Source organism: Parvularcula dongshanensis (assembly GCF_014199615.1).
In the GTDB taxonomy this organism is placed as follows: domain Bacteria; phylum Pseudomonadota; class Alphaproteobacteria; order Caulobacterales; family Parvularculaceae; genus Parvularcula; species Parvularcula dongshanensis.
The window spans coordinates 800,734-823,726 of sequence record NZ_JACHOB010000001.1; the positions used below are offsets into that span (position 1 = coordinate 800,734).

Genomic DNA, 22,993 nt, shown 5'->3' on the forward strand with positions numbered 1-22,993 from the left:
GTCAGACGCTGACCGGCTCCCGCTCGAACAGCCCGGCGCGGTAGTCGGCGAAGGCCTGGCGGATCTCGTCTTGCGTGTTCATCACGAAGGGGCCGTGCGCGACCACGGGCTCGCCGATCGGGTCGGCGTGCCCGAAGAGGAAGACGGCGTCGCTGTCCGCCTCGATCCGCACCTCGTCGCCGTCGGCGTTCATCTCGGCGAGCGTGTAGGGCGCGACCGCCTGGCCGCCGACGCTCACCGTGCCGCGCACGGCGTAGAGGAAGACGTTGCGCGCGGCGGGGGCGGGCAGGGCGACCGACGCCCCCGCTTCCAGATGCACGACGCTCATCATCACGCCGGTGAGCGACGGGATCGGCCCCGTCTCGCCCTTCAGCTCGCCCGAGATCAGCTGCGCGCTCGCCCCGCCGCCGAGGTCTAAGGCCGGGATCTCGTCGCGCTGCAGTCCCGTATAGCGCGGCTCGGTCATCTTCAGAGCCGGCGGCAGGTTCACCCAGAGCTGCAGGATCTCGAGCGGCCCGCCCTCGCGCTTGAAGTCGTCGGGGCTGAGCTCGGCGTGGACGAGGCCCTTCCCGGCGGTCATCCACTGAACGCCGCCCGCCTCGATCACGCTCTCATGCCCGCCCGTATCCATGTGGCTGAGGCTGCCTTCGAGGATGAAGGTCACGGTCTCGAAGCCCCGATGGGGGTGGGGGCCGAAGGGCAGGCCGGAATTGTTCGGCCCGTAGGTCTGCGGCCCGTGATGGTTCAGGAACAAGAAGGGGTCGACCTGCTCGACCCGTGGCCCCGGCAGGGGGCGGCGGGTCGTAAGGTCGGCGATGTCGTCCCTATGCGCGGCGTGAAGCGCGCGAACGGTGCGGCCGGTCATGGCGGTCCTCCGATGTCTCACCATGAAGGTAAGAACCGTGCGGCCGCCGAACAGGCACTGCCTGCGCAAAGCCCCTTTGCGAGGCGCCTCAGATCGCGGCCTCGACCAGCATCCAGAGCCCCATGGCGATCATGACCAGGTTCTCGGTCAGCGAGACGAAGCCCAAGGGCACGTTGGTGTCCCCGCCGACGCAGGCGCATTTGAGCTCCCGCTTGTCGACGTACACGGCCTTGAAGACCGAAACGGCGCCCACCGTCCCGATGAAGAGCGCGATCGGCGCGCCGAGAAGGCCGAACACCCCGCCCGCGATCATCAAGACGCCGGCCAAGAGCTCGCCGAACGGGTAGACGTAGCCGTAGCGGACGAAGCGCTGCGCCAGGAGATCGTAGTTCAGGAACATGGTCGAGAAGCTCTCGACGTCGCGCAGCTTCTGGATCGCGAGCACGCACATGGAGAACGCGGCGAACCACTCGATGCCGCGCAGGGTGAAGAGTTCGCGGAACGCGCCCCAGCTCGCCGCCCCCGCCATCAGGGCGCAGACGCCGAAGATGACGAGCACCGGCGTGTAGGTCGTCTCGCCCTTGGCACGCACGTGCCCGCCGAAGCGCTCGCGCAGCGCGTCGTAGCCGCCGACGCGCTCACCCCCGATGAAGGTCTGCGGCGTCGTCTTGACGTCGTGCTCGGCCTTGAACGCGTCGGTCTCCTCCCGCGTCGTCAGCCAGTGGTCCTCGACCGCGTAGCCCTTGCGCTCGAGCAGCGCTTTGGACTTCAGGCCGTAGGGGCAGAGGTGCTTCTCCATGACCATGCGGTAGAGCACGGCCTTGGGCTTCGTGGTCGCCGCGGTGTCGGTACTGGAAGTCGTAGTGCTCATCGCCGGTTTCCCTGAGATTGAGTAAGCGCCCTAACCCATGTGGGTAGGTCTCGGATGTTTTGCAGTCGGGCGGCGCGCCGCCTGTGTCGGTGCAGGACGGACGGTCGGCGCGTGCCCCTCCCTCCGACCATGGTCTTTGCGCAACAGTCGAGGAGACAACTGACGATTATTCCGCCCGATTTCGTGCCCGTTATAGGTGCCGTTAACCCTAATCCCTTTTGATCGCGATTTCGTGATACCCTTCTGCGTTTGCGAAGAACCGTTGGGGATCATGATGTTGAAGACGAGTGCGAACACCCGATACGCGAGGAAGAACCGTGCCCGGTCGAAACGGCTCGTTCTTTCGACCGTGAGCATCTCGGCGATGGCGGCGCTGCCCGCTCACGCAGCGCCAGTCGCCGCGAACGGCGCCGTCGTCGAGCTTTGCAGCGGCGTCCAACTGCCGCCTTCGGTCGTGACGGACATCATGGCCCCCGTGATCACCGGCATCGTCGAGCCTCTCGAAGGCAGCCTCAACACACAGTTCGGCCGCCTCGATCTGCTGACGCCCTTCACCGCGACGACGATCAAGACCGATCTGTCGACTCCGCTCGCGGCGGCGGCGGCGGGCGAACCGATCACGCTCCAGGTTCTCGCCTCGGACGGCACGCTCGTGGGCCCGGCCGATCCCTGCAACGCGGCCGCCGACAGCTTCACGCTCCGGGAAAGCCAGGGCATGGCGATCGGCGGCAACACGATCAGCGGGCTCGGCAATGCCGGCTTTGCGGCCTCCGCCGGCGAGGTGGGCTCGATCGCGTTCGGGAACGCCGCCCTGACGGACGCGGCATCGGTCAACGCGATCGCCGTGGGCAACGGCGCCCGCGTGATCGGCGCGCAGGGCGGCGTTGCGATCGGCGACGATGCGGCGGTCGAGGCCGAGGGCGGCGTCGCCCTGGGGCGCGGTGCGCGCAGCACCCGCGGTGTCCGCGCCGGCTATCAAGCCTTCGGTCTTGCGCAAGGTCAGAACAGCGTCGGCGACGTCTCGCTAGGCACGACCGGGCAGGAGCGACAGCTCACGAACCTCGCAGCGGGTTCCGAAGATACGGACGCCGTCAACCTCGCACAGCTTCGGGGCGTGTCCGACGACCTCTCGGCGAACTTGGAGTTCGTTTCGACCGACCTCGACGCGCTCTCGACGGCCGTCGGACAAACCTCCGCAGACGTTGCGTTGATCTCTTCCGATCTGGGCGCGGTCTCGGTCGAAGTCGGTGTCCTGTCGGGCGAGTTCGACGCGGTTGTCGGGCAGGTCGGCACGCTCAGTGGCGACGTCGCGGCCGTATCGAGCCGCCTCGACGACTTCGCCGGCGAGGCGCTCTCCTACACGGATGCGTCCAAGACCGAGCTCGTTCTGGGCGAGGCGGGCGCCGCGGTCGCCTTGACGAACTTGGCCACGGGAAGTCTGGCCGCCGGTTCGGCCGACGCGATCAGCGGCGGTCAGATGAACGATCTCGGTGTCAGCCTCGCCACGGCTTACGGCGGTACGAGCGTCTTCGATCACGAGACGGGCACGGTCGCCCTGAACATCGAATTCGGCGGCGCAAGCTACGGCGACATGCAGTCGGCCTTCGATGCGGTCGCGTTGTCGATGAACACGCAGACCGGTACGGGCGGCGGCGGCGGCGGGACGAACCCGTACTTCAACGCTCAGTCGACCGCACCGGACTCGCGCGCGGAAGGCGAGGATTCCATCGCGATCGGCCCGAGCGCGGTCGCTATGGGGGAAAGCGCCATCGCGACGGGGCGCGGCGCCGAAGCACGAGCGGGCGGTTCGGTCGCCATCGGCGATGCCGCAGTGGCGGGCGAGGGCCGGGCGGTCTCGATCGGCTACGCGAACGTTGCTTCGGGCAACGGGGCGGTCGCGATCGGCGACCCGAACTTCGCCACCGGCGACGGTTCCGTCGCGATGGGCCGTGACAACTCGGCGACGGGCGAGGGCGCCGTCGCCCTGGGGGACACGAACATCGTCGAGGGGGACGGGGCCGTGGCGCTGGGCAATAGGAACCAAGTCAGCGGCGAGGCGTCGCTCGCGCTCGGGCATACCAATGTGACCGAGGGGGCGGATTCCATCGCTCTCGGCGCGCGCAACACGGTGGTCGGCGGCAGCTCCTTGGCCATCGGGCGCGACAACGAGGTCACCGGCGACCAGGCCTTCGCGATCGGCAGCAACGTCATGATCTCCGCCGACGAGACCCTGGCGATCGGCAACAACGTCGTCGCCAGCGGCGCTCGCGCTACGAGCATCGGCAATGGCGCCCAAGCCGAAGCTATCGGTGCGAGCGCGCTGGGCGCCGGTGCGGTCGCCGACAGCGCGTACTCCCTCGCGCTGGGCGAACAGGCGCGGGCGAGCGGTCAGAACGCGTCCGCTCTCGGTGCCCATGCCAACGCCGCCGGCCAAGAAGCGCTCGCCGTCGGCGAAGGGGGGCTGCGGTCGGCCGCTTCGCGACGGCGATCGGGGCGGGCGCATATGCCGATGAGGAAGCTGCGACGGCGATCGGCCAGGATGCCCAAGCGCTCGGTATCGCCGCGACCGCGGTCGGACGCTCCTCGACGGCGACCGGAGAAGCGTCGATCGCGATCGGACCTGTCTCGATCGCGAGCGCCGACGATTCGATCGCGTTGGGGGCACGCTCGCACGCAGACCGTGGCGCCGCCGCCGAGTACGAAGCGTTCGGGCTCGCCGAAAGCCAGAATTCCGTCGGCGAGGTCGCCATCGGGGCCGATGTCGACTTCGTCTCGCCGATCGACGGCTCACGCTACCCGAGCGGCGCCCGGCAGATCACCGGCGTCGCAGCGGGCAGCGAGGACAACGACGCGGTCAACGTGGCCCAGCTACGGGGCGCCTCGAGCGAAGTCGGGACCGCGATGGCAGAGGGTCTGGGCGGCGGCGCGGCCTATGACGAGGAGGCCGGCGAGATGACGGGGCCGACCTACGAGATCAATGGCGTCGAGCACCGCGATGTGGGTTCCGCGCTACTCGCGCTGTCGCGGACGGGCGGCGGTCTCACTCCGCTCGCCTACGCTGCCTCTTCGGAGGACGGCAGCGCAGTCAGTCGGGTCACTGACGATGCTGTCCTCGTCGGCTTGAGCGGCGGCCCTGTCCGGCTCCACAACGTTGCGCGAGGGCGGGCGGCGACCGACGCCGTGAACGTCTCGCAGCTGAGCGACGCCGTCCTCGAAGCGAACAACTACACCGATGCCTGGATGGACCGCCTCGCCGGACAGCTCGGGAACATCTCGCGGGAGGCGGACGCCGGGACCGCAACGGCCATCGCAGCCGCGCAGCTTCCCCAGCCGATGCGTGCGGGCCGCAGCATGTTCGCCGTCGGTATCGGCTACTACAACGGGCAGAACGGAGCGGCTATGGGTTACTCCCGCTCGTCCAGGGACGGAAACCGGGTCGTCCGGGTCAGCGGCTCCTACAACTCGCAGAAGAAGCTGAGCCTCGGCGCGGGCGCCGGCTTCGAGTTCTGATCACTGCCGGCCCGGCAGCGTCCGCGCTGCCGGGCCGGAAGCTTCGATCGGTCGCGATCAGAACGGGATCCAGCGCCGGTTGTTCGAGAACTTCATGTACTCGATGTTGATCCCCGCCCGGGCGCCGACGCCGCTGCGCATCGGCACTACGGTGGTCTCGCCATTGGTCAGCGCCGTCGCGGCGACGCCGCCTACGAAGTAGAAGTTGCCCTGCCCGCCGGGGAAGCGCTGGTAGAGGTTCTCGGTCGGCCCTAGGTCGTAGACGAGGGTGAAGACCTTGGACGCGTCCGCGCCGAGGTCGAAGCCGAGCGACGGACCCTGCCAGTAGACCTCGATCGGCGCGAAGCCCGGCCGGTAGAGCATCCCCTTGCCGTAGGTCACGCCGACGCCGATCGCGCCGCCCGCCTCTTCCCCTGCGATGTAGGCCTGCGGGCGGCCTTGCTTGGCGAAGATGTCCTGGATCACCTCCGCCATCTCGGCCGAGGCCTGACCGAAGAAGTTGCCCGCCTCCCCGACGATGTCGTCCCGGTCGTAGGTCGGGTACTGCAGGTCCGCCTCGACCTCGGCGCGGCTGACGTCCTTGGACGGGTTGGCGGGCGTGCTGGCGCAGGCCGCGAGCGCGAGAACGGCGAGCGGGGCGGCGAGGTAGGACTTCATCGGGTCTCCTTCCCTGAGCCCGCCGGGCACAGCCGACGGGCGGTATCGACTGGGGCCTACGCTATCAGAAGGCGTAAGAGAGGGACAATCGCAGGTTCCGCCCCGGCAGCGGCACCTCCTCCTTCAGGAAGGAGGCGTGCGTCCGCGCCTCCTCGTCCGTCGCGTTCAACAGCGCGGCGCGCAGGCTCACCCGGTCCGTCAGCGCGTAGGACGCGTAGAGGTTCAAGAGCGTGTAGCTCGCGGTCGGCAACTCGTAGGACGCGACCTCGTCCTGGCCCGCCTCGTGCTCGACCTCGACGCGCAGGCTCGCGCCGTACCCTTCCGCCTCGACGCCAGCCGTCAGCCCGAGAGGCGGGATGCGGGGCAGGTTCTCGGACGTCCCCTCGGGAGCATCCTTCAGCTCGGCGTCGACGTAGTCGAGCGTGCCGTCGACGCTGAGGTCGAAGCCGCCGAACTCGCCGAGGCCCGTCTCGCCGAAGAGCTCGAAGCCCAAGAAGCGCGCATCGGCGCCCGTGAACCGATAGACCGGCAGGCCGTCCTCCTCGTCCCCCGTCTCGCGCTCGTAGACGTAGCCGTCATAGTCGGTCGCGAAGAGGTTCAGGGTCAGCGCGCCCCAGCCGCCGTGAAGGTGCGCCAACGCCTCGACGCCCAGCGCCGTCTCGAGGCCCAGGCCTTCGTCGCCGAGCTGGTACTGATCGGTGGCGAGGTGCGGGCCGTCGGAGAACAGCTCCTCCGTGGTCGGCGCCCGCTCCGTGCGGGAGAGCGTCAGGCCGACATCGAAGCTGTCCGTCACGTCGTACCCGGCCCCGAGCGAGCCCGAGACGCCGGTGAAGTCGCGCCCCGGAAGGCCTTGGTTTCGGGCGTGCTCGGTCCGCTCGACCCGTGCCCCGCCCTCGAGGTGCCAGGGCCCGGCCTGGACCTCCTGGAAGGTGTAGAGGCCGTACTGGTCCGTGGTCGTCGGCTTGACGAAGGCTTCGTCGCCGATCGCGGCGAAGTCGCGGGTCAGGACCTGCACCCCGCTCGCCCCGCGCCAGCCGCCGCGCTGCGTCTGAAGAAGCTCGAGCCGTCCCTCGAACCCTTCGTTCGTGAACACGGTCCCGGGCTCGTTCGGCCCTTCGAACTCGGTATGGCGATAGTCGGCGTAGCCGGCGAACAGCGTCGCCTCTTCGAAGAAGCCCCCGAGCGCCAGCGCGCCGTTCATGTCGACGCGCGTCTGGCCGAGATCGATGAAGACGCCGCCCTCTTCCTCGGCGTCCACCTCTTCGCCCTCCTCGTGCTCGTGACCCCCGGGCACGCCGTACTTGGTGTCGAGCCGCGACACGGAAACGGCGAGGCGCCCCCGCTCGCCGATCAGGGCGAGCCCGCCTGCGCCCGAGGCGGTGTGAACGAAGCTGTTGGGCAGGCTGTCCCGCACCTCGTCGTCTTCGTGGCCGCCCTCGCCGATCTCCCCGGCCTCTTCCTCTTCGAGCGCGCGCAGTCGGGCGGACTCCGCAAAGCCCGGAATGTCGTAGTCCTCCGCGTCGCGCCAGCTGCCCGAGGCCGAGACGACGACGTCCACGCCGCCCACGGACCCGGCCAGCGCGTTCAGCCCGCCCGCGACCTCCGCCGAATCGTTCACCGTCGCGCCTTGCACGCGGACCGCGCCCTCGATGCCGTCCGGCGCGGTCTCCGGCAGGCGGCCGTCGATCACGTTGACGACGCCCCCCGCCGCCGAGGAGCCGTAGCGAAGAAGGCTCGTGCCGCGGATCACCTCGATCCGCTCGGCGGTCGCGGGCTCGACGGCGACGGCGTGGTCGGGGCTCGCCGAGGAGGCGTCGATCGAGCCGATGCCGTTGGTCAGGATCCGCACCCGGTCGCCGCTCTGACCCCGGATGATGGGCCGCGAGGCGCCCGCGCCGAAGGCCGTGTCGGAGATGCCGGGCTCGGTCCGCAGCGTCTCGCCGATCGTGCCGGCGGCGCGGCGCTGGAGGTCCTCTCCGCCGAGGACGGAGGCGCCGGTCAGGAGGTCGTCCTGGCTGCCGTGAAGCGGGCTGCCGGTGACGACGATGACGTCGTCGTCTTGGGCCAGGGCGGGGGAGGCGAGCAGGGCGAGGCAGGCGCAGGATGCGCGGAGGGTCGTCTTCATGGGAATATCTCACGTCTAGCGGGCCGCACGCGGGCGCAGGGCCTCGCGTCGTCGCGGCGAAGGGAAGAAGGGTTCGCTAGAAGGAGAAGGGGGGCGCGCGGCCGGGCGGCGTGACCGTGCTCGCCGGGACGAGGAGGGTCCGGCTCGCCTCCGCCTTCGCGACGGGTTCCGGCAGCGGCAGGATCAGGAGCGGCGCATCGGGGGGCGGCAGGAGGCCCACCGTCTGATCGCCGTGGATCTGCAGCGAGCAGGGAATGCCGTCATGGTCGTGCGGCCCGTCGCCGAACGCCGCCGCGTGCGCCGCCGCGCCGCCCTGGATCAGGGCGACGAGCAGACCGAGCACGACGAGGAGGCCGCGAAGACGCATCCGCGTCCTTTAGACCAGCGCGAGCGGCCTGTCAGCCGTCGCAGGTGCGAAGGCGAGCCGCCGCCCCGCCATGCACCACGTGCTCATCACGAAAGTTCCGTGAACCCCGCATCTTCGTCAACAAACCGTTAAGGACGCGCGCTACCGGGGGGCGTCACGAGGGAGATCCCCAATGCGGTTCAGCGTACTTCTTTCTGCGGCCACGGCCGCCCTTCTCGCCGCGTCGCCCGCCTGGGCCCAATGCGAAGGCGCGGGCACGGTCGTCTGCGCCGGCGCGGACACGGACGGCTTCGAGGACGCGAGCGACGGCGTCAGCCTGTCGGTCCTGCCCGGCGCCAGCGTCACGTCCGAGGGCGACGCGATCAAGCTCGAAGGGGAGGGCGCCTACGTCCTCAACGAAGGCGCGGTCGAAGGCGGCGACGAGGGGATCGTGGTCGGCGCATACGCCACGGTGGTGAACGACGGCACGGTCGTCGCGGGCGACAAGGCTATCGACGCGGACGGCCTCGACGGCGTCTCGGTCGTCAACACGGGCAGCATCGAAGCGGGCGACAAGGGCGTCCGCATCGCCGACAGCGTGGGCGCGACGCTCGACAATTCGGGCACCATCACCGCCGTCAGCGAGGCCTTCGAGGGCGGCGACGACGCCATGCTTACGAACACGGGCCTGATCGAAAGCACCGAGGAGGACGGCGTCCAGGTCCAGCTCGGCGCCACCATCGTCAACGAGGGCACGATCTATGGCGGCACGACGAACGGCGACGGCATCGACATCGACGGCGGGCTGATCGTCAACCGCGCCTCCGGCCTGATCGAATCGCGCAGCACCGACCTCGTCTTCACCGAGGACGGCCCCGAGGCCGGCATCGACATCGACGCGCCCGAAGTGCCGGGCGCGGTCGCCTCCGTCGAGATCCTCAACGACGGGGTCATCCGAGGCGAAATCGGCATCCTCGAAGACTACGGCAACCTCGACGGCCACGTCATCGTCAACGCCGGCGCGATCATCTCGACGCGTGAGTTCGCGATCGACCTCAACATCGGCGACGACCTCGTCGAGCTCGTCGAAGGCGGCACCTTCGAAGGCACGGTCAGCCTCGGCGAGGGCGAAGACGACCTTCTCCTCACCGGCATCATGGACGCGGATGTGGGCGGCATGCCGACCCTCTTCGATGGCGGCGAGGGCGAGGACTTCGTCAGCTTCGACCCCTCCGTCGCGCTCGGCGACATCGTCTCCTACGTCATGTCCGACGTCTTCGAAGGCGCGATGGCGCTGACCTTCGCGAACGAGGACGGATCGCTCAGCACGCTGTCCTTGATCGACTTCGAACTCTTCGGCATCGGCGCGGCGGGCGATCAGATGGTCTACAGCCTCTCCGACCTCCTCGGCAGCCCGGTTCCGCTGCCTGCCGGCCTGCCGCTCTTCGGCACGGCCCTCGGCCTCGGCGCCGTGCTGCGCCGCCGGGCCCGCCGCGCCTGACGTCTCGGCGCGAGGCGGAAGAGGTCGCTGGCGCCGCCCTCCGGGGCGGCGCTTCGCCATGACCATGACCGGACCCGCGCGTTGCTCCGTATAGGCGAACCGGTTCTGACTTCTTCACCGAACTGGCACCGCTTCGTTGCGGGATCGTCACGGACGCGACTTAGGGCGCTCTCGTCACGACAGCGCAATGGAGACCCTCCGTGTCAAGAACTCCTCTAAGAATGGCTGTGAGCCTTCTCGTCCTCGCCGCGACCGCCACGGCGCAGACCGCCCCGGCCATCGAGGACGCCCGCCAGTCTTCCGAGTACTGGCAGCTCGGCAAGGAGGCCCTCGCCGAGAACGCGGCCAAGCGTCCGATCTACGGCACGGCCAAGAACGTCATCCTCTTCGTCGGCGACGGCATGGGACCGACCACGGTCACGGCGGGCCGTATCTACGAGGGTCAGCACGACGGCGACGACCTGCCGGGCGTGCGCAACGTCCTCGGCTTCGAAGGCCTGCCGCACCTCGCCCTGTCCAAGACCTACAACATCAACGTCCAGGTCCCCGACAGCGCCGGGACCATGACCGCGATCACGACCGGGGTGAAGACCGACGAAGGCCTCATCAACTACATGCCCGGCATCACCCGCGCCGACTGCTCGACGCCTGCCGAGAAGAAGATAACGCCGCTCTTCGCGCTCGCGGAGACGGCGGGCCTCGCCACCGGCGTCGTCTCGACCGCCCGCATCACCCACGCGACCCCGGCCGCGACCTACGCCCAGGTCGTCGACCGCGACTTCGAAAGCGACACGGACGTTTTGGGCATCGCCGACTATCCCTCGGCCGACTGCGCCGACATCGCCACGCAGCTCGTGGACTTTCCGTATGGTGACGGCATCGAGCTCGCGCTCGGCGGCGGCCGGAGGGCCTTCCTCCGCCAGGACCAGACCGGCCCTGAGGGCGATAGCGGCCGGCGGACCGATCGCGACCTTACGGCCGAGTGGGCGGCGAAGCCGAACCACGCCGTCGCGATGACGAAGGGCGAGTTCGAGGCGCTGCCGAAGGCGGGCGTGAAGGTCCTCGGCCTCTTCGAGTCGAGCCACATGCAGTACGACCTCGACCGCGACGACAGCGCGGGCGGTGAGCCGAGCCTCGCCGAGATGACGTCCTATGCCATCGACAACCTCTCCGCCGACCCCGACGGCTACATGCTCGTGGTCGAGGCGGGCCGGATCGACCACGCCCACCACGAGGTCAACGCCGCCAAGGCGATGGGCGACACCCGCGCCTTCGACGAGGCGATCAAGGCCGCGCTCGCCAAGGTGGACCTGCGCGACACGCTGGTCGTCGTCACCGCCGATCACGGCCACGTCTTCACCTTCTCCGGCTACCCGACGGTCGACAACGACATCCTCGGGCTCGCCGACGGGGTCGATGCGGCCGGCAAGCCGCTGCCCGGACCGGTGATGGCCGGCGACGGCAAGCCCTACACCACGCTCTCCTACGCGAACGGTCCGTCCTCTCCGTTCTTCACGACCGAACTCGTCACGCGCCGCGACCTCACCGGCGTCGACACCACCGACAAGGACTTCCACCAGGACGCGCTCGTCCCGGCGGGGTCCGAGACCCATGGTGGCCAGGACGTGGCGATCTACGCGGGGGGACCGAAGGCCTACCTCTTCGACGGCACGGTCGAGCAGAGCTACATCTTCCACGTGATGGACGAGTCGCTCGCGCTGAGCCGAAAGGTCGAGACCGCGCAGCGCCTCGGCGCCGCCCGCGGCCGGGGGCGTTAACCACTTTCGTCTTGCGAATCACGGTGCCGCAGGGAACACCTTTCTCTGCGGCGCCTACTCTCTTGCAGGGCCGAAACGAAAATGGTGGAGGTCCGTATGGGAATGATTCAGGAGTTCAAAGAGTTCGCGGTCAAGGGCAACGTCGTCGACCTCGCCGTCGGCGTCATCATCGGCGGGGCCTTCGGGACCATCGTGAAGAGCCTGGTCGACGACATCATCATGCCGCCGATCGGCTGGCTCACCGGCGGGGTCGACTTCTCCGACCTCTACGTGAACCTGAAGCCGGACTCGACGTTCACCTCGCTCGACGCGGCGCGCGAAGCGGGTGAGCCGGTGATCGCCTACGGGCTCTTCCTCAACAACCTCATCGCCTTCCTGATCGTGGCCTGGGCGGTCTTCATCATCGTCAAGGCCATGAACAGTCTCCAACGCAAGGCCGAAAGCGAGGCCCCGGCCGATGCGCCGGTCGAGCCGCCCAAGGACATCCTTCTACTTGAAGAGATCCGCGACGCGATCCGCGCGAAGGGTGTTTAACTCTGTAATACTTGGTGAGAGACACCCGGCGCATGTACTGAGGCGGCTGAAATCGCGCCTCGCGTGCGTGCGCCGGTGACTTGTGCGTGATCTCTTGCGCAACCCTTAATGGATCGATTGACGTTTGCTGCGCTGCAGTGTCTGCCCCTTAACCGTAAGAAAGGGGTAAAACACCCATGTTGCGCAAACTCACCTCGGTCCTTCTCGCGGTCGGCCTCCTGGCCGGCGGCAGCGCTTGGGCCGTTCCCGTCGCTTCGGCCGACGGCGCGGGCAAAGGCGTCTACGTCGCCGCGGACGGCAACGTCACCGTGACCTATGAAGGCAAAGACGCGGGCTTCCGCTCGGCGCTCTACCTCCTGGGCGCAGACGGCGAGGACACGCTCGTCTTCAAGGGCAAGTCCTTCGCGGCGGGCACTTCGTTCGACCTCGGCGACTTCACCGCGGGGACGGAGCTCATCTTCCGCCTCGCGATCGCGAACCGCGGCGGCTACAGCCTCTACTCGGGCGACGGCAGCCGTAACGCCAAGGGCTTCGCGAACGCCCGCGCCGAGACCATTGGCGGCCTCGTCACCCGCGTCAGCTTCGAGGACATGCTCGGCGGCGGGGACAAGGACTTCAACGACTTCGGCTTCACCGTCTCGAACAGCGCCGCCGGCGCGATCCCGAACCCGGTGCCCGGCGCCGCGATCGTCATGTTGACCGGCATCGCTGGCCTGGCCGGCATGCGCAGCCGTCGCCGCACGGCCTGAGGCTCCCTGAAGGCCGGAGGGGAGGGAAGGGCGCTCCGCGAGGAGCGCCCTTTCTCTTTGCCGCGTTGCGGGGCGGGCGGTGCGGCCCTAGAGCGGCGCGCATGACCGACCTTTCCCACCTGCGCAACTTCTCCATCGTCGCGCATATCGACCACGGCAAGTCGACGCTCGCCGACCGCCTGATCCAGACCTGCGGCGGCCTCACGGACCGTGAGATGCAGGAGCAGGTGCTCGACAACATGGAGCTCGAGCGCGAGCGCGGCATCACCATCAAGGCGCAGACCGTCCGCCTCAAATACACGGCGAAGGACGGGCGCACCTACACGCTCAACCTCATCGACACGCCAGGCCATGTCGACTTCGCCTACGAGGTGAACCGGTCCCTGGCCGCCGTCGAGGGCTCGCTCCTCGTCGTGGACGCCTCCCAAGGGGTCGAGGCGCAGACCCTCGCCAACGTCTACCAGGCCATCGAGGTCGACCACGAGATCGTCCCCGTCCTCAACAAGGTGGACCTGCCCGCGGCCGAGCCCGACCGCGTGCGCGAGCAGATCGAGGACGTCATCGGCCTCGACGCCTCGGACGCGGTCCTGATCTCCGCCAAGACGGGCCTCGGCATAGGCGACGTGCTCGAGGCCATCGTCACCCGCCTGCCGGCCCCCACGGGCGACGCCGACGCGCCCCTCCAGGCGATGCTGGTGGACAGCTGGTACGACAAGTATCTCGGCGTCATGGTCCTCGTCCGCGTCGTGCAGGGCGTCCTCAAGAAGGGCCAGAAGATCCGCATGATGGCCCAGGGTTCGACCCACCAGGTCGACCAGGTCGGCTTCTTCTCGCCCCACAGGACCGAAGTGGACCAATTGGGCCCGGGCGAGCTCGGCTACTTCACCGCCTCGATCAAGGAGGTCGCGGACACGAACGTCGGCGATACGATCACCGACGACAAGCGCCCGGCCGACAAGCCGCTCCCCGGCTTCAAGCCGAACCAGCCCGTCGTCTTCTGCGGCCTTTTCCCCGTCGACTCGGCCGAGTTCGAGGATCTGCGCGACGCCATCGCCAAGCTGCGCCTCAACGATGCGAGCTTCGAGTACGAGATGGAGACCTCGGCGGCCTTGGGCTTCGGCTTCCGCTGCGGCTTCTTAGGGCTCCTCCACCTAGAGATCGTCCGTGAACGTCTAGAGCGCGAGTTCGGCATCGACCTCATCACGACCGCGCCCTCGGTCGTCTACCACATGTACATGACGGACGGAGAGAGGCGGGACCTCCACAACCCCGCCGACATGCCCGACCCCGTGCATATCGATCACCTCGAAGAGCCCTGGATCAAGGCGACGATCCTCGTCCCCGACGAGTTCCTGGGCGGCGTCCTCAAGCTCTGTGAGGACCGCCGCGGCGTGCAGCAGGACCTCACCTATGCGGGCAGCCGCGCCATGGTCGTCTACGAGCTGCCGCTCAACGAGGTCGTCTTCGACTTCTACGACCGGCTCAAATCGATCACCAAGGGCTATGCCAGCTTCGACTACCAGATCACCGGCTACCGCGCGGGCGAGCTCGTCCGCATGCAGATCCTCGTCAACGAGGAGCCGGTCGACGCCCTCGCCATCGTCGTGCACAGATCGAAGGCCGAGGCGCGCGGTAGAGCCATGTGCGAGAAGCTGAAGGACCTCATCCCCCGCCACCTCTTCAAGATCCCGATCCAGGCCGCGATCGGCGGCCGCGTCATCGCGCGCGAGACCATCGGCGCCATGCGCAAGGACGTCACCGCCAAGTGCTATGGCGGCGATGCCAGCCGCAAGCGCAAGCTCCTCGACAAGCAGAAGGCGGGCAAGAAGAAGATGCGCCAGTTCGGCCGCGTGGAGATCCCGCAGGAAGCCTTCATCAAGGCCCTGAAGATGGACGAGGGCTGAGCCTCGCCTCTTGGGTGCTCGTCATCGAGGCGCCGAGCAGGCGCTGTCGCTGGCGACGCCGTCGTCTACGAACGTCCGGACCGCCTCGGCGAAGCAGCTCGGCATCGTCATCAGCACGAAGTGAGAAGCGCCGTGCGCGGTGACGAGCTGAACCGGCCCTGCAGGTTCGAGTGACGCCACATGCTCCACCGCCCCTTCGTAAGGCGTCTTCGGATCGCGGTCACCGTGCAGGACCAGGCTCGGCGGCACGCGCTCCGGCCGGGCCGCGAAGTACTCGTCCCGCTCATAGGTCGGAATGCCGCCGCTGATGAGTTGCGAGGGGAGGGGGCTTGCGAACAGGTAGTCCTCTTCCTCCGCCGCGATCTGCTCCTTGGTCAGGGCGGGGCGGGCGGTGTTCTCCGACCGACTAATCAGGCTGACGAGTGGAATCGAGGAGGGGGCCTGCGGATAGGGCTCGAACAACGCTGCAACCGCCTCGCGCCGGGCCTGTGCCTCGGCCATCGCGGAGCCGTCTCCTGCCTCGATCCTATCGAGGATCTGCGGGATCATCGCCCGCGTCTCTGGATCGTCGAGCAAAGCCCCGAAGGCGTATCGCGGCGGGGTCCCCACCATATCCGCCGTCGCCGGATCGTCCACCAGTGCGGCCATTCGTTCTTCGAGGCGCCCGCCTTGGACGCCGCAGCCTCTAAGGTCTGCGCAGTCGCGCAGGACCTGCCGCCCGACGCCGTCCACGACGGCGGAGCGGCGGCTAAGGTCCCACCGCTGCGTGTCCTCGACGGGGATCAGCGAGTCGAGGACCACGCCGTCGATCCCACCCGGTCCTGCGATCGTCAGCATGCGCAGGACGAGCTGCGTCCCGTAGGACACGCCGTAGACCAGGCGATCCTTATCCGCACCGAAGCGTTCTATGAGGAGAGCGAGGTCGCGGGCTGCGTTCGAGATCGTAAAGGCGCGGGTCCGCGCGGCGTCGACATTCAACGCCTGAAAGCAGCTCCCCCACTCTGGCCCCGAAAGCGCGGTGCCACCAGCGCTGCTCACACTCTCTTCCTTGGGGCAGAGGCGGGCGGAAAAGCCGGTGCCCCGGTGGTCCGGTATGATGACGTCGTAGCCGGGCAGCGCGGCCCTGACGGTAGCGAGGAAGGGATAGAAGGAGGCACCGGACTCCCCGGGCCCACCCGCAATCATCCAAATCTGACCGCGAGGCCGCCCGGCCGCTGGGAACTTGCGTACGAAAAGCTCGGCCTTGCCCTGCTCGGGTGCCTCGTGATCGAGCGGGACAGAGACGTCGGTGCACAACGATCCGTTCAGGGAAGGATCGCTCGCCGCATCGGGACAGGGCGAAAAGCTCGAATGCGGGTCCTCGCCCATCTCGGTCGCATAAGCGCCGGGCGTAGCGAGGACCATGAGAGCGGATGCGAGGGCGTGGCGAATGGAAGGCACGAAGGTCTCCGGATCGGACTTCAGAGCGACCGGTCGCGGGTAGACTTTCGGGCAAGGGCCTGTCGAGACCAGCCGTGCCGAATGTTCAGGCTGCTGCAACCGCCGTACAGCCGCGCCACTCCGTCTAGCGGCACGGCCTGCGCGTCCTGGCCACGGCTCTACGCCGCAGCCGCCCCCTCCGCCGCAGGCGCCCGCAGGGCGCGGTACAGCTGCCGCGTCTCCGCAGCCGTCATCACCGCCGGGCGCTGTCTGATCCACCGCAGGGCGGCCTTCTCGTTCAACACCCAGACCGGCCCTTCGCTCTTCGTCCACCAGCCGGGAAAGACGACGACGGGCTGCAGGGGCGGGGCGTATCCAAGCGCGCGGGTCATTCTCGCGACCTCCTCGCAGGCGCGCGTGACCTGGCTCAGGGCATCGCCGCGCATCTGGCGCCCGTTCCGATAGAGGACGCCGTCCCGGCAGGCGATCTCGTCGCGCCCGCGCCCGGACTTCGAGGCGTACTTGGTTTCGATCACGTAGAGCCCGCTCGGCGCGATCACGAGGTGGTCGATGTTGAAGCCGTCCCGGCAGAGGTCGTGCAGCACGTAGGCGCCGCGTCGCTCGAGGGTCTGCAGGAACGCGCCGACGTAGTCCTCGGCCTGCGCGCCTTTGGCGAGGCGCTGCATCCGGAGGATACCGAGGCCGAACCACGCCGTGCCAACCAGGAACATGAGGCCGAGGGCGGGGACCATCAGGTTCGGCGCGACGAAGTACGTGAACCCGATCCAAAAGGCACTGCCTATCAGGGTGAGTCCAGCCAAGGTAGCGGGCACTTCGTCCAGGAGCCGGGCGCGCAAGGACTGCGCCGCCATTCTTTGGCGCAGCGGCCGAAACGGCGTCCGGTCGCTCTTCTTCCGCTTGAAAACGCGCATGGGCGCCCCGCGCTTTGCTTCGAAGCCGGATTAGCAGGACAGATCGAAGGAAGACTTATCGACAAGCGTCGAAGTTGAACGCCGCCGCGTAGGGCGGCTCGCACCGCGTGCCGCCACCTCTCCCTCTGGGAGAGGTCCAAATCTTCGATTTGGGGTGAGGGGAAGCGAGGGCGGTGCCAGGCGTCACCGCCGCTGGCCGTCACCCGTAGGGCGGTCGCCAATGGCGGCCGCGTGCCGCGACCGCCCTACGACTTATCCCCGCCCCCGGCCGCCCGTGCCATCCTGCCTTCGTCGCGGCAGGGCCGGGGCGGGGCGGACAGCTGACGTCTCTCCTGCCTGCCGCCACGAGGTCACGTGCCGGTCGGCCTGGGTGATGGAATGCACCCCGCCGTATCGGGCCAGACACGCGCCGGGCGAGCTGAAGAACGGCCCCGGCGGATCGCGCCGAGGGGCGTGGAGGGTCCCGTGCCGCGCGTCAGGCTACGGTGTGGGACCCTTCACGCCGCAGCAAACCTTACTCAACCCTTCGCTGCGGCGGGCCGCGCGCGGGACACCCCGGACCTTCTCATACCGCACGAGGGGCGGACGCTTCGGCGTGCCTGCCCCACAAACGGAAACGGCCGCTCGAGCCCCGCCAGCGAAGCTGGCGAAGCGAGCGACCGCGAAGCCGGCGGGACGCCGCCCCGCCGGAGGCCCTACGGGCCGTGAGGCCAAACGTGCCTCCTACTTGATGCCGACGAGCTCGACGTCGAAGGTCAGCTCCTGGCCCGCCAGCGGGTGGTTGGCGTCGAGGGTGACCTCGTTCTCGTTCGCGCCGGCGACCATGACGGGGATGGTCTGGCCGTCCTGGGTCTGCATCTGCAGCTGGGTGCCGGGCTCGGTCGGGATGTTGTCGGGGAACTGGCTGCGCGGCACGGCCTGGACGCGGCTGGGGTCGCGGTCGCCATACCCTTCGTCGGGCCCGACGGTGACCTGCTTCTTCTCGCCGACTTCCATGCCGGGGATCGCCTTGTCGAGGCCGGGGATGATCTGGCCCGAACCGAGCTGGAACTCGAGCGGGTCGCGGCCCTCCGAGCTGTCGAACTTGGTCCCGTCGGCGAGGGCGCCGGTGTAGTGCAGTTGGACGGTGTCGCCTGCTTTCGCCTGGCTCATGTCGTTATCCTTCCGTGAGTTTGGCGTTCGAGAAGCGGGGCGCCGGCGTAAAGCGGCCCCGCGGGTGAAGTCCGCCCCACCTGGTAACGATCTAAGGAGAGGCAAGGGCTAACGAGCAGAACCACCCTGCGCACGCCACCCCCGCAGCGGTGCGAGGCGAACCAGGCGCGGGCCCAAAGCGTTGGTTTTTGATCTGCAGCAAGGAGACGCATCATGTCTGTCAAGCTGAACCAAAAGGCTCTCGACCACGCCCGGGATCTGATCAAAGCCAACCACTACGTGAAGGCGTCGGACTGGTCCGAAGCCGCGCCGACCGCGGCGCGCGAGAACGAGAAGATCGAGCGCGACGGCTATGAGGGCTACGCGAAGTGGTTCCTCGCCGAGAAGACCGAGGAGAACGAAGGCACCAAGGGGCGCTACATGTTCCCCTATGGCGACTTCTCCCGCGTCCACCGCTCGGGCCTCGCAGCGGCGAAGCAGCGAGCTGGCGAGTGGGGCTATGACGACGTCCTCAAGGCGGCGGACGAGCTGATGGAAATGATCCCCGAGCCCGACTGAAGTTCTGGAAGACCGGTTTGCCGACACAGGCCGTCAGGGGAAATACGAAGCGTCATCAAAAGCTAGCTGACACCTGTTGACAATCATGCTATGATCTGGGCAGCGCAGCCCTTGAAACCTCTGTAAGGTGCGACGACGTGTCCATCGTAGCCACCCGAGGAATTCCGATGACCGCCGCCGACGAAGCCGCCTCCGACGCCGCCGACCTTACGGAAGGCGAGCCTAGGTCGAGACGGATGCGCGCGGCGCTGACGACCGGAAGCGTCGTCTTCGGCATCCTCACCGTCACGTTGATCGTCGCCGCCTACCGCTTCGGCGAAGGCGTCGTGTACATCGATGGCCGGACGATCTCGGACCTCAGCTTCCTCGAGGTGACGGGCGGTGCGGCCGCAGGCGCGGCCGGCGTCCTCGTTGGCCTCGGTGCGGCGCTGGTCGGGCTCGTCGCGGCGGTCCTCGCGACCGTGCTGTCCCTGGCGCTCGCCACGGTGGGCGTGGGCTTCGGCCTCTTCTTGACGCTCGGCGTGGTGACCGGCCCGATCCTCCTGGCCGTCATCATCGGCGTGCTGATCAAGCGCCGCTACTGGCCGGACGTGATCTAACGAAGAAGGGCCGCCGCGATCACCGCGACCGCGGCGACGATTCCGAGGCCATCACCACGCCCTGGCCGAACCGCTTCTTGTCCCGCATTTGGTCGCCCTTCAGTTCAACCGGTGCCAATCGTGCGGGCTGTCGAGGCTGAAGGCCGGGACGTCTGCCTCGAAGATCTCTCCGGCGTCGGTCTCCATGTGATAGACCCCCCGCATCATGCCCGAAGGCGTCGTCAGCGGCGTGCCGGAGGTGTACTCGAAGGCATCGCCGGGGCGAAGGACCGGCTGCTCGCCGACCACGCCGTCGCCTGTCACCGTGACGGTCTGACCGCCCGCGTCTGTGATGTACCAGACCCGCGTCTTCAGCGTGACGACCCGGTCCGAGACGTTGTCGATCCGGACCGTATAGGCCCAGACGTAGTGATCGTCCGAGGGCTCCGATTCCTCCTCGAGGAAGTCGGGCTCGACCGAGATGCGGATCCCCCGCGTGATGCTCTCATAGGGCATCGCGCCGTCCCATCCGTCTTTGACTTCGCCCCAGATCATGCCTCCCTCGTCAGCACGCCCGCATCGCCGCGTCGAGGTCGGCGAGCAGATCGGCCGGATCCTCGAGGCCGATCGAGAGCCGGACGAGGCCCGGCGTGACGCCCTGCAGCATACGGGCCTCTTCGGAAAGGCGCGAGTGGGTCGTCGTGCGCGGATGCGTGGCGAGGCTCTTCGCGTCGCCCAGATTGTTCGACACGTCGATCAGCTCGAGGCCGCCGAGGAAGCGGAACGCATTGGCCTGCGCGGTCTCCGCGTCGCCGGCGAACTCGACCGTGACGACGGTGCCCCCCGCCGCCATCTGCCGGCGGGCGATCTCGGCTTGCGGGTGGTCGTCGCGGAACGGGTAGAGCACCCGTGCGAGCGGTCCGCCGATGTGCGCTGCGAGGCCCTCGGCGATCTGCGCCGCGTTCTCGCACATCGCGCGGACGCGAAGGTCCAGCGTCTCAAGCGACTTGAGAAGCACCCAGGCGTTGAACGGACTGATCGAAGGTCCCGTGTTCCGTACGAAGGGCTTCAGCGTGTCGGTCAGGAAGCTCTCTTCGCGGCCCAGCACCGCGCCCCCGAGCACGCGGCCCTGACCGTCGAGATGCTTGGTCGCGGAGTAGCAGACGAGGTCCGCGCCGAGGTCGAGCGGCCGTTGCAGGACGGGCGTCGCAAAGACGTTGTCCACGAGAAGGCGCGCGCCCTTATCATGGGCGATGTCGGCGATGGCGGGGATGTCCAGGACCTCGAGGCCGGGGTTGGAGGGGCTCTCGAGGAAGAACAGCTTGGTGTTCGGCCGCGCGGCGGCCTTCCAGGCGCCAAGGTCCGTGCCGTCGATGAAGTCCGCCTCGATCCCGAAGCGCGAGCAGAGGTCGTCGGCGACGTAGCGGCATGAGCCGAAGAGCGCTCGGCTCGCCACCATGTGGTCCCCTGCGGAGAGCTGGCTGAGGAGAGCCGCCGTGACGGCCGCCATGCCGGTCGCCGTCGCCTGGCACCAAGCCGCCCCTTCGATCGCGGCGAGGCGTTCCTCGAACATCTGGACGGTCGGGTTCGAGAAGCGGGAGTAGATGTGGCCCGGATCGTCGCCCGAGAACCGCGCCGCGGCCTGTTCGGGGCCGTCATAGGCATAGCCCGACGTGAGGAAGAGGCCCTCGGACGTCTCTTGGAAGGCGCGGTGCGTGCCGGCGCGCACGGCGAGGGTGCGGGGTCGGTAGGGAGGCTTGGTCACGGATGAACCCTTCTTGGCGCAGGCGTCGCCTGCGCGTCCCGGCCTTTTAGCGGTGAACGCTTCGGAGGTTGAGGTCCGAAGAGGCGCCGCCGCAAGCCGGCCGGCCCAAACCCGGCGCCGCGCGCGGGGTAGGCGATCGGACCGCACCGGTCAAACGGGAGCACGCGCAAGAAGAGGGATAATGTTTGTTAGTCTCACTCTGCTTGTCTGGTTCGGCGCGAGGCGAGGGACTGAGGGGCATGGCGATCAGCAGGCGAGTCGACGTGGCCATCCTCGGCGCGGGACCGGCGGGGCTGACGGCGGCCTATCTTTTGACGAAGGCAGGCTACTCGGTCTGCGTGATCGAGCGTGACGAGGCCTATGTGGGCGGCATCAGCCGTACGGTCGAGCACGAGGGCTACCGCTTCGACATCGGGGGTCACCGCTTCTTCTCGAAGTCGAAGGAGGTCGTCGATCTCTGGAACGAGATCCTGCCGGCCGGCTTCATCGAGCGCCCGCGCATGAGCCGCATCTACTACGACGGCAAGTTCTACGCCTATCCGCTGCGCGCCTTCGAGGCGCTGCGCAACTTGGGCGTCCTCCGCTCCGCGGCCTGCATGCTGAGCTACCTGCGCTGGAAGCTGTTTCCCAAGCCCGAGGTCAGAAGCTTCGAGGACTGGGTCGTCAACAACTTCGGGCGGAAGCTCTTCTCCACCTTCTTCAAGACCTACACGGAGAAGGTCTGGGGCATGGGCTGCGACGAGATCAGTGCCGATTGGGCCGCCCAGCGGATCAAGGGGCTTTCGCTCGGCGCCGCCGTGATCGATGGCGTCAAACGGTCCTTGAACCTCCACCACGCGCCGAACGACGGCATGGCGGCGAAGACGCTGCTGGAGAGCTTCCGCTACCCGCGCCTCGGCCCCGGCATGATGTGGGAGGCGGCGCGCGACAAGGTGGTCGAACACGGCGGTGAGGTCCTGATGGGACACAGCCTCGCTCGGCTATCCGAACGTCCGCGGGACGGCCGATGGGTCGTCACGACGACCGCGGCGGGCGAACCTGCACGGATCGACGCGCAGCACGTCATCTCGTCCGTACCGATGCGCGAGCTCGCGAGCCGACTTCACCCCCTGCCAAGAACCCTGCCGCAGGCGTCCGGCCTCAAATACCGGGACTTCCTGACCGTGGCGCTGATGGTCCGGTCGGAGGACCTCTTCCCCGACAACTGGATCTACATCCACGATCCGTCCGTAAAGGTCGGCCGCATTCAGAACTTCCGGTCCTGGTCGCCCGACCTCATCCCCGCGGACGACATGGCCTGCGTCGGGCTCGAGTACTTCTGCTTCGAGGGCGACGGCCTCTGGAGCGCGGCGGACGAGGACCTCGTCGCGCTGGCCAAGCGCGAGCTCGTCAAGCTCGGCCTCTGCGCCGACGAGGCGATCACGGGCGGTGTCGTCGTCCGTCAGGACAAGGCCTATCCGGTCTACGACGACGCGTACACGTCGAACGTCGAGGCGATGCGGACCGAACTCGAGGCGCGCTATCCGGGCCTGCACCTCGTCGGCCGGAACGGCATGCACAAGTACAACAACCAGGACCATGCCATGATGACGGCGATGCTCACGGTCCGGAACATCGAGGCCGGCGAACGCGTCTACGACGTCTGGGGCGTCAACGAGGACGCGGAGTACCACGAGGCGGGGGCGGACGGTGCCGTACAGGCCCTGCGCTCGGAACGCATGGTGCCGAGGCGGGTGAAGGCGGCCTGAC

At 68.3% G+C, this 22,993-nt stretch carries 19 protein-coding genes and 2 pseudogenes; 11 read left to right on the forward strand and 10 right to left on the reverse strand.

The window, feature by feature from the left end; genetic code table 11:
• Nucleotide 1 precedes the first annotated feature (1 nt).
• Nucleotides 2–865, reverse strand: a complete 864-nt coding sequence (locus GGQ59_RS03780; protein WP_183815945.1) for a pirin family protein — start codon at nucleotides 863–865, stop codon at nucleotides 2–4.
• An 88-nt stretch (nucleotides 866–953) separates the two neighbouring features.
• Nucleotides 954–1,736: a MauE/DoxX family redox-associated membrane protein gene (locus GGQ59_RS03785; protein ID WP_183815947.1), complete on the reverse strand. Its 783-nt coding sequence runs from the start codon at nucleotides 1,734–1,736 to the stop codon at nucleotides 954–956.
• A gap of 715 nt (nucleotides 1,737–2,451) precedes the next feature.
• Between GGQ59_RS03785 and GGQ59_RS14900 the strand changes: the two are divergent.
• The 3 genes and pseudogenes from GGQ59_RS14900 to GGQ59_RS03810 form a co-directional block, all read left to right on the forward strand.
• Nucleotides 2,452–4,179: pseudogene (locus GGQ59_RS14900) on the forward strand (hypothetical protein); the annotation flags it as partial.
• Nucleotides 4,180–4,223: 44 nt separating this feature from the next.
• Nucleotides 4,224–4,607: pseudogene (locus GGQ59_RS15540) on the forward strand (hypothetical protein); the annotation flags it as partial.
• Between the two features lie 30 nt (nucleotides 4,608–4,637).
• Nucleotides 4,638–5,246, forward strand: a complete 609-nt coding sequence (locus tag GGQ59_RS03810; RefSeq protein ID WP_246408246.1) for a YadA-like family protein — start codon at nucleotides 4,638–4,640, stop codon at nucleotides 5,244–5,246.
• A 57-nt stretch (nucleotides 5,247–5,303) separates the two neighbouring features.
• Here the strand turns inward: GGQ59_RS03810 and GGQ59_RS03815 are convergent, their stop codons facing one another.
• From GGQ59_RS03815 to GGQ59_RS03825, 3 genes are all read right to left on the reverse strand, one after another.
• The gene (locus tag GGQ59_RS03815; RefSeq protein WP_183815951.1) at nucleotides 5,304–5,903 is read right to left on the reverse strand and encodes a DUF1134 domain-containing protein; all 600 of its coding nucleotides are present in this window, start codon (nucleotides 5,901–5,903) and stop codon (nucleotides 5,304–5,306) included.
• A 64-nt stretch (nucleotides 5,904–5,967) separates the two neighbouring features.
• Complete coding sequence (locus GGQ59_RS15125; RefSeq protein WP_183815953.1) at nucleotides 5,968–8,028, reverse strand: TonB-dependent receptor; 2,061 nt, start codon at nucleotides 8,026–8,028, stop codon at nucleotides 5,968–5,970.
• A gap of 76 nt (nucleotides 8,029–8,104) precedes the next feature.
• On the reverse strand, nucleotides 8,105–8,395 hold the full coding sequence (locus GGQ59_RS03825) for a hypothetical protein (RefSeq protein WP_183815955.1): 291 nt from the start codon (nucleotides 8,393–8,395) through the stop codon (nucleotides 8,105–8,107).
• 172 nt (nucleotides 8,396–8,567) lie between these two features.
• Between GGQ59_RS03825 and GGQ59_RS03830 the strand changes: the two genes are divergently transcribed.
• The 5 genes from GGQ59_RS03830 (at nucleotide 8,568) to lepA (ending at nucleotide 14,840) form a co-directional block, all read left to right on the forward strand.
• On the forward strand, nucleotides 8,568–9,875 hold the full coding sequence (locus tag GGQ59_RS03830; protein WP_183815957.1) for a hypothetical protein: 1,308 nt from the start codon (nucleotides 8,568–8,570) through the stop codon (nucleotides 9,873–9,875).
• 221 nt (nucleotides 9,876–10,096) lie between these two features.
• Entirely contained in the window at nucleotides 10,097–11,653 is a 1,557-nt protein-coding gene (locus GGQ59_RS03835; RefSeq protein ID WP_183815959.1) for an alkaline phosphatase, read from the forward strand.
• A gap of 96 nt (nucleotides 11,654–11,749) precedes the next feature.
• On the forward strand, nucleotides 11,750–12,187 hold the full coding sequence (gene mscL / locus GGQ59_RS03840) for a large conductance mechanosensitive channel protein MscL (protein ID WP_221400852.1): 438 nt from the start codon (nucleotides 11,750–11,752) through the stop codon (nucleotides 12,185–12,187).
• A 176-nt stretch (nucleotides 12,188–12,363) separates the two neighbouring features.
• The gene (locus GGQ59_RS03845) at nucleotides 12,364–12,936 is read left to right on the forward strand and encodes a DUF4114 domain-containing protein (protein WP_183815961.1); all 573 of its coding nucleotides are present in this window, start codon (nucleotides 12,364–12,366) and stop codon (nucleotides 12,934–12,936) included.
• Nucleotides 12,937–13,037: 101 nt separating this feature from the next.
• A complete protein-coding gene (gene lepA, locus GGQ59_RS03850) occupies nucleotides 13,038–14,840 on the forward strand; it encodes a translation elongation factor 4 (RefSeq protein WP_183815965.1) in 1,803 nt (600 codons plus the stop codon).
• Between the two features lie 21 nt (nucleotides 14,841–14,861).
• Here lepA and GGQ59_RS03855 read toward each other — a convergent pair whose 3' ends face one another.
• The 3 genes from GGQ59_RS03855 to GGQ59_RS03865 form a co-directional block, all read right to left on the reverse strand.
• A complete protein-coding gene (locus GGQ59_RS03855; RefSeq protein ID WP_183815967.1) occupies nucleotides 14,862–16,280 on the reverse strand; it encodes an alpha/beta fold hydrolase in 1,419 nt (472 codons plus the stop codon).
• 158 nt (nucleotides 16,281–16,438) lie between these two features.
• Nucleotides 16,439–17,191: a nuclease-related domain-containing protein gene (locus GGQ59_RS03860; RefSeq protein ID WP_183815969.1), complete on the reverse strand. Its 753-nt coding sequence runs from the start codon at nucleotides 17,189–17,191 to the stop codon at nucleotides 16,439–16,441.
• Between the two features lie 723 nt (nucleotides 17,192–17,914).
• A complete protein-coding gene (locus tag GGQ59_RS03865) occupies nucleotides 17,915–18,343 on the reverse strand; it encodes an FKBP-type peptidyl-prolyl cis-trans isomerase (protein WP_183815971.1) in 429 nt (142 codons plus the stop codon).
• Nucleotides 18,344–18,556: 213 nt separating this feature from the next.
• Here GGQ59_RS03865 and GGQ59_RS03870 point away from each other — a divergent pair, with 213 nt between their 5' ends.
• Nucleotides 18,557–18,901, forward strand: a complete 345-nt coding sequence (locus GGQ59_RS03870) for a hypothetical protein (protein WP_183815973.1) — start codon at nucleotides 18,557–18,559, stop codon at nucleotides 18,899–18,901.
• A gap of 167 nt (nucleotides 18,902–19,068) precedes the next feature.
• Entirely contained in the window at nucleotides 19,069–19,500 is a 432-nt protein-coding gene (locus GGQ59_RS03875) for a hypothetical protein (protein WP_183815975.1), read from the forward strand.
• Nucleotides 19,501–19,599: 99 nt separating this feature from the next.
• On the opposite strand, the gene apaG is transcribed toward GGQ59_RS03875, so the two are convergent.
• Entirely contained in the window at nucleotides 19,600–20,034 is a 435-nt protein-coding gene (gene apaG / locus GGQ59_RS03880; protein ID WP_246408265.1) for a Co2+/Mg2+ efflux protein ApaG, read from the reverse strand.
• 10 nt (nucleotides 20,035–20,044) lie between these two features.
• On the reverse strand, nucleotides 20,045–21,244 hold the full coding sequence (metZ, locus tag GGQ59_RS03885) for an O-succinylhomoserine sulfhydrylase (RefSeq protein ID WP_221400853.1): 1,200 nt from the start codon (nucleotides 21,242–21,244) through the stop codon (nucleotides 20,045–20,047).
• Nucleotides 21,245–21,483: 239 nt separating this feature from the next.
• Between metZ and GGQ59_RS03890 the strand changes: the two genes are divergently transcribed.
• Complete coding sequence (locus GGQ59_RS03890; RefSeq protein ID WP_183815977.1) at nucleotides 21,484–22,992, forward strand: NAD(P)/FAD-dependent oxidoreductase; 1,509 nt, start codon at nucleotides 21,484–21,486, stop codon at nucleotides 22,990–22,992.
• Nucleotide 22,993 lies beyond the last annotated feature (1 nt).

Bases quoted from the DNA above. Each gene is read 5' to 3' on its own strand.
- GGQ59_RS03810 (WP_246408246.1), top strand. From the start codon at position 4,638: ATGGCAGAGGGTCTGGGCGGCGGCGCGGCCTATGACGAGGAGGCCGGC.
- GGQ59_RS03830 (WP_183815957.1), top strand. From the start codon at position 8,568: ATGCGGTTCAGCGTACTTCTTTCTGCGGCCACGGCCGCCCTTCTCGCC.
- GGQ59_RS03865 (WP_183815971.1), bottom strand. From the start codon at position 18,343: ATGAGCCAGGCGAAAGCAGGCGACACCGTCCAACTGCACTACACCGGC.
- GGQ59_RS03875 (WP_183815975.1), top strand. From the start codon at position 19,069: ATGACCGCCGCCGACGAAGCCGCCTCCGACGCCGCCGACCTTACGGAA.
- mscL (WP_221400852.1), top strand. From the start codon at position 11,750: ATGGGAATGATTCAGGAGTTCAAAGAGTTCGCGGTCAAGGGCAACGTC.
- GGQ59_RS03890 (WP_183815977.1), top strand. From the start codon at position 21,484: ATGGCGATCAGCAGGCGAGTCGACGTGGCCATCCTCGGCGCGGGACCG.
- GGQ59_RS03780 (WP_183815945.1), bottom strand. From the start codon at position 865: ATGACCGGCCGCACCGTTCGCGCGCTTCACGCCGCGCATAGGGACGAC.
- GGQ59_RS03815 (WP_183815951.1), bottom strand. From the start codon at position 5,903: ATGAAGTCCTACCTCGCCGCCCCGCTCGCCGTTCTCGCGCTCGCGGCC.
- apaG (WP_246408265.1), bottom strand. From the start codon at position 20,034: ATGATCTGGGGCGAAGTCAAAGACGGATGGGACGGCGCGATGCCCTAT.
- GGQ59_RS15125 (WP_183815953.1), bottom strand. From the start codon at position 8,028: ATGAAGACGACCCTCCGCGCATCCTGCGCCTGCCTCGCCCTGCTCGCC.
- lepA (WP_183815965.1), top strand. From the start codon at position 13,038: ATGACCGACCTTTCCCACCTGCGCAACTTCTCCATCGTCGCGCATATC.
- GGQ59_RS03785 (WP_183815947.1), bottom strand. From the start codon at position 1,736: ATGAGCACTACGACTTCCAGTACCGACACCGCGGCGACCACGAAGCCC.
- GGQ59_RS03860 (WP_183815969.1), bottom strand. From the start codon at position 17,191: ATGCGCGTTTTCAAGCGGAAGAAGAGCGACCGGACGCCGTTTCGGCCG.
- GGQ59_RS03825 (WP_183815955.1), bottom strand. From the start codon at position 8,395: ATGCGTCTTCGCGGCCTCCTCGTCGTGCTCGGTCTGCTCGTCGCCCTG.
- GGQ59_RS03870 (WP_183815973.1), top strand. From the start codon at position 18,557: ATGTCTGTCAAGCTGAACCAAAAGGCTCTCGACCACGCCCGGGATCTG.
- GGQ59_RS03845 (WP_183815961.1), top strand. From the start codon at position 12,364: ATGTTGCGCAAACTCACCTCGGTCCTTCTCGCGGTCGGCCTCCTGGCC.
- GGQ59_RS03835 (WP_183815959.1), top strand. From the start codon at position 10,097: ATGGCTGTGAGCCTTCTCGTCCTCGCCGCGACCGCCACGGCGCAGACC.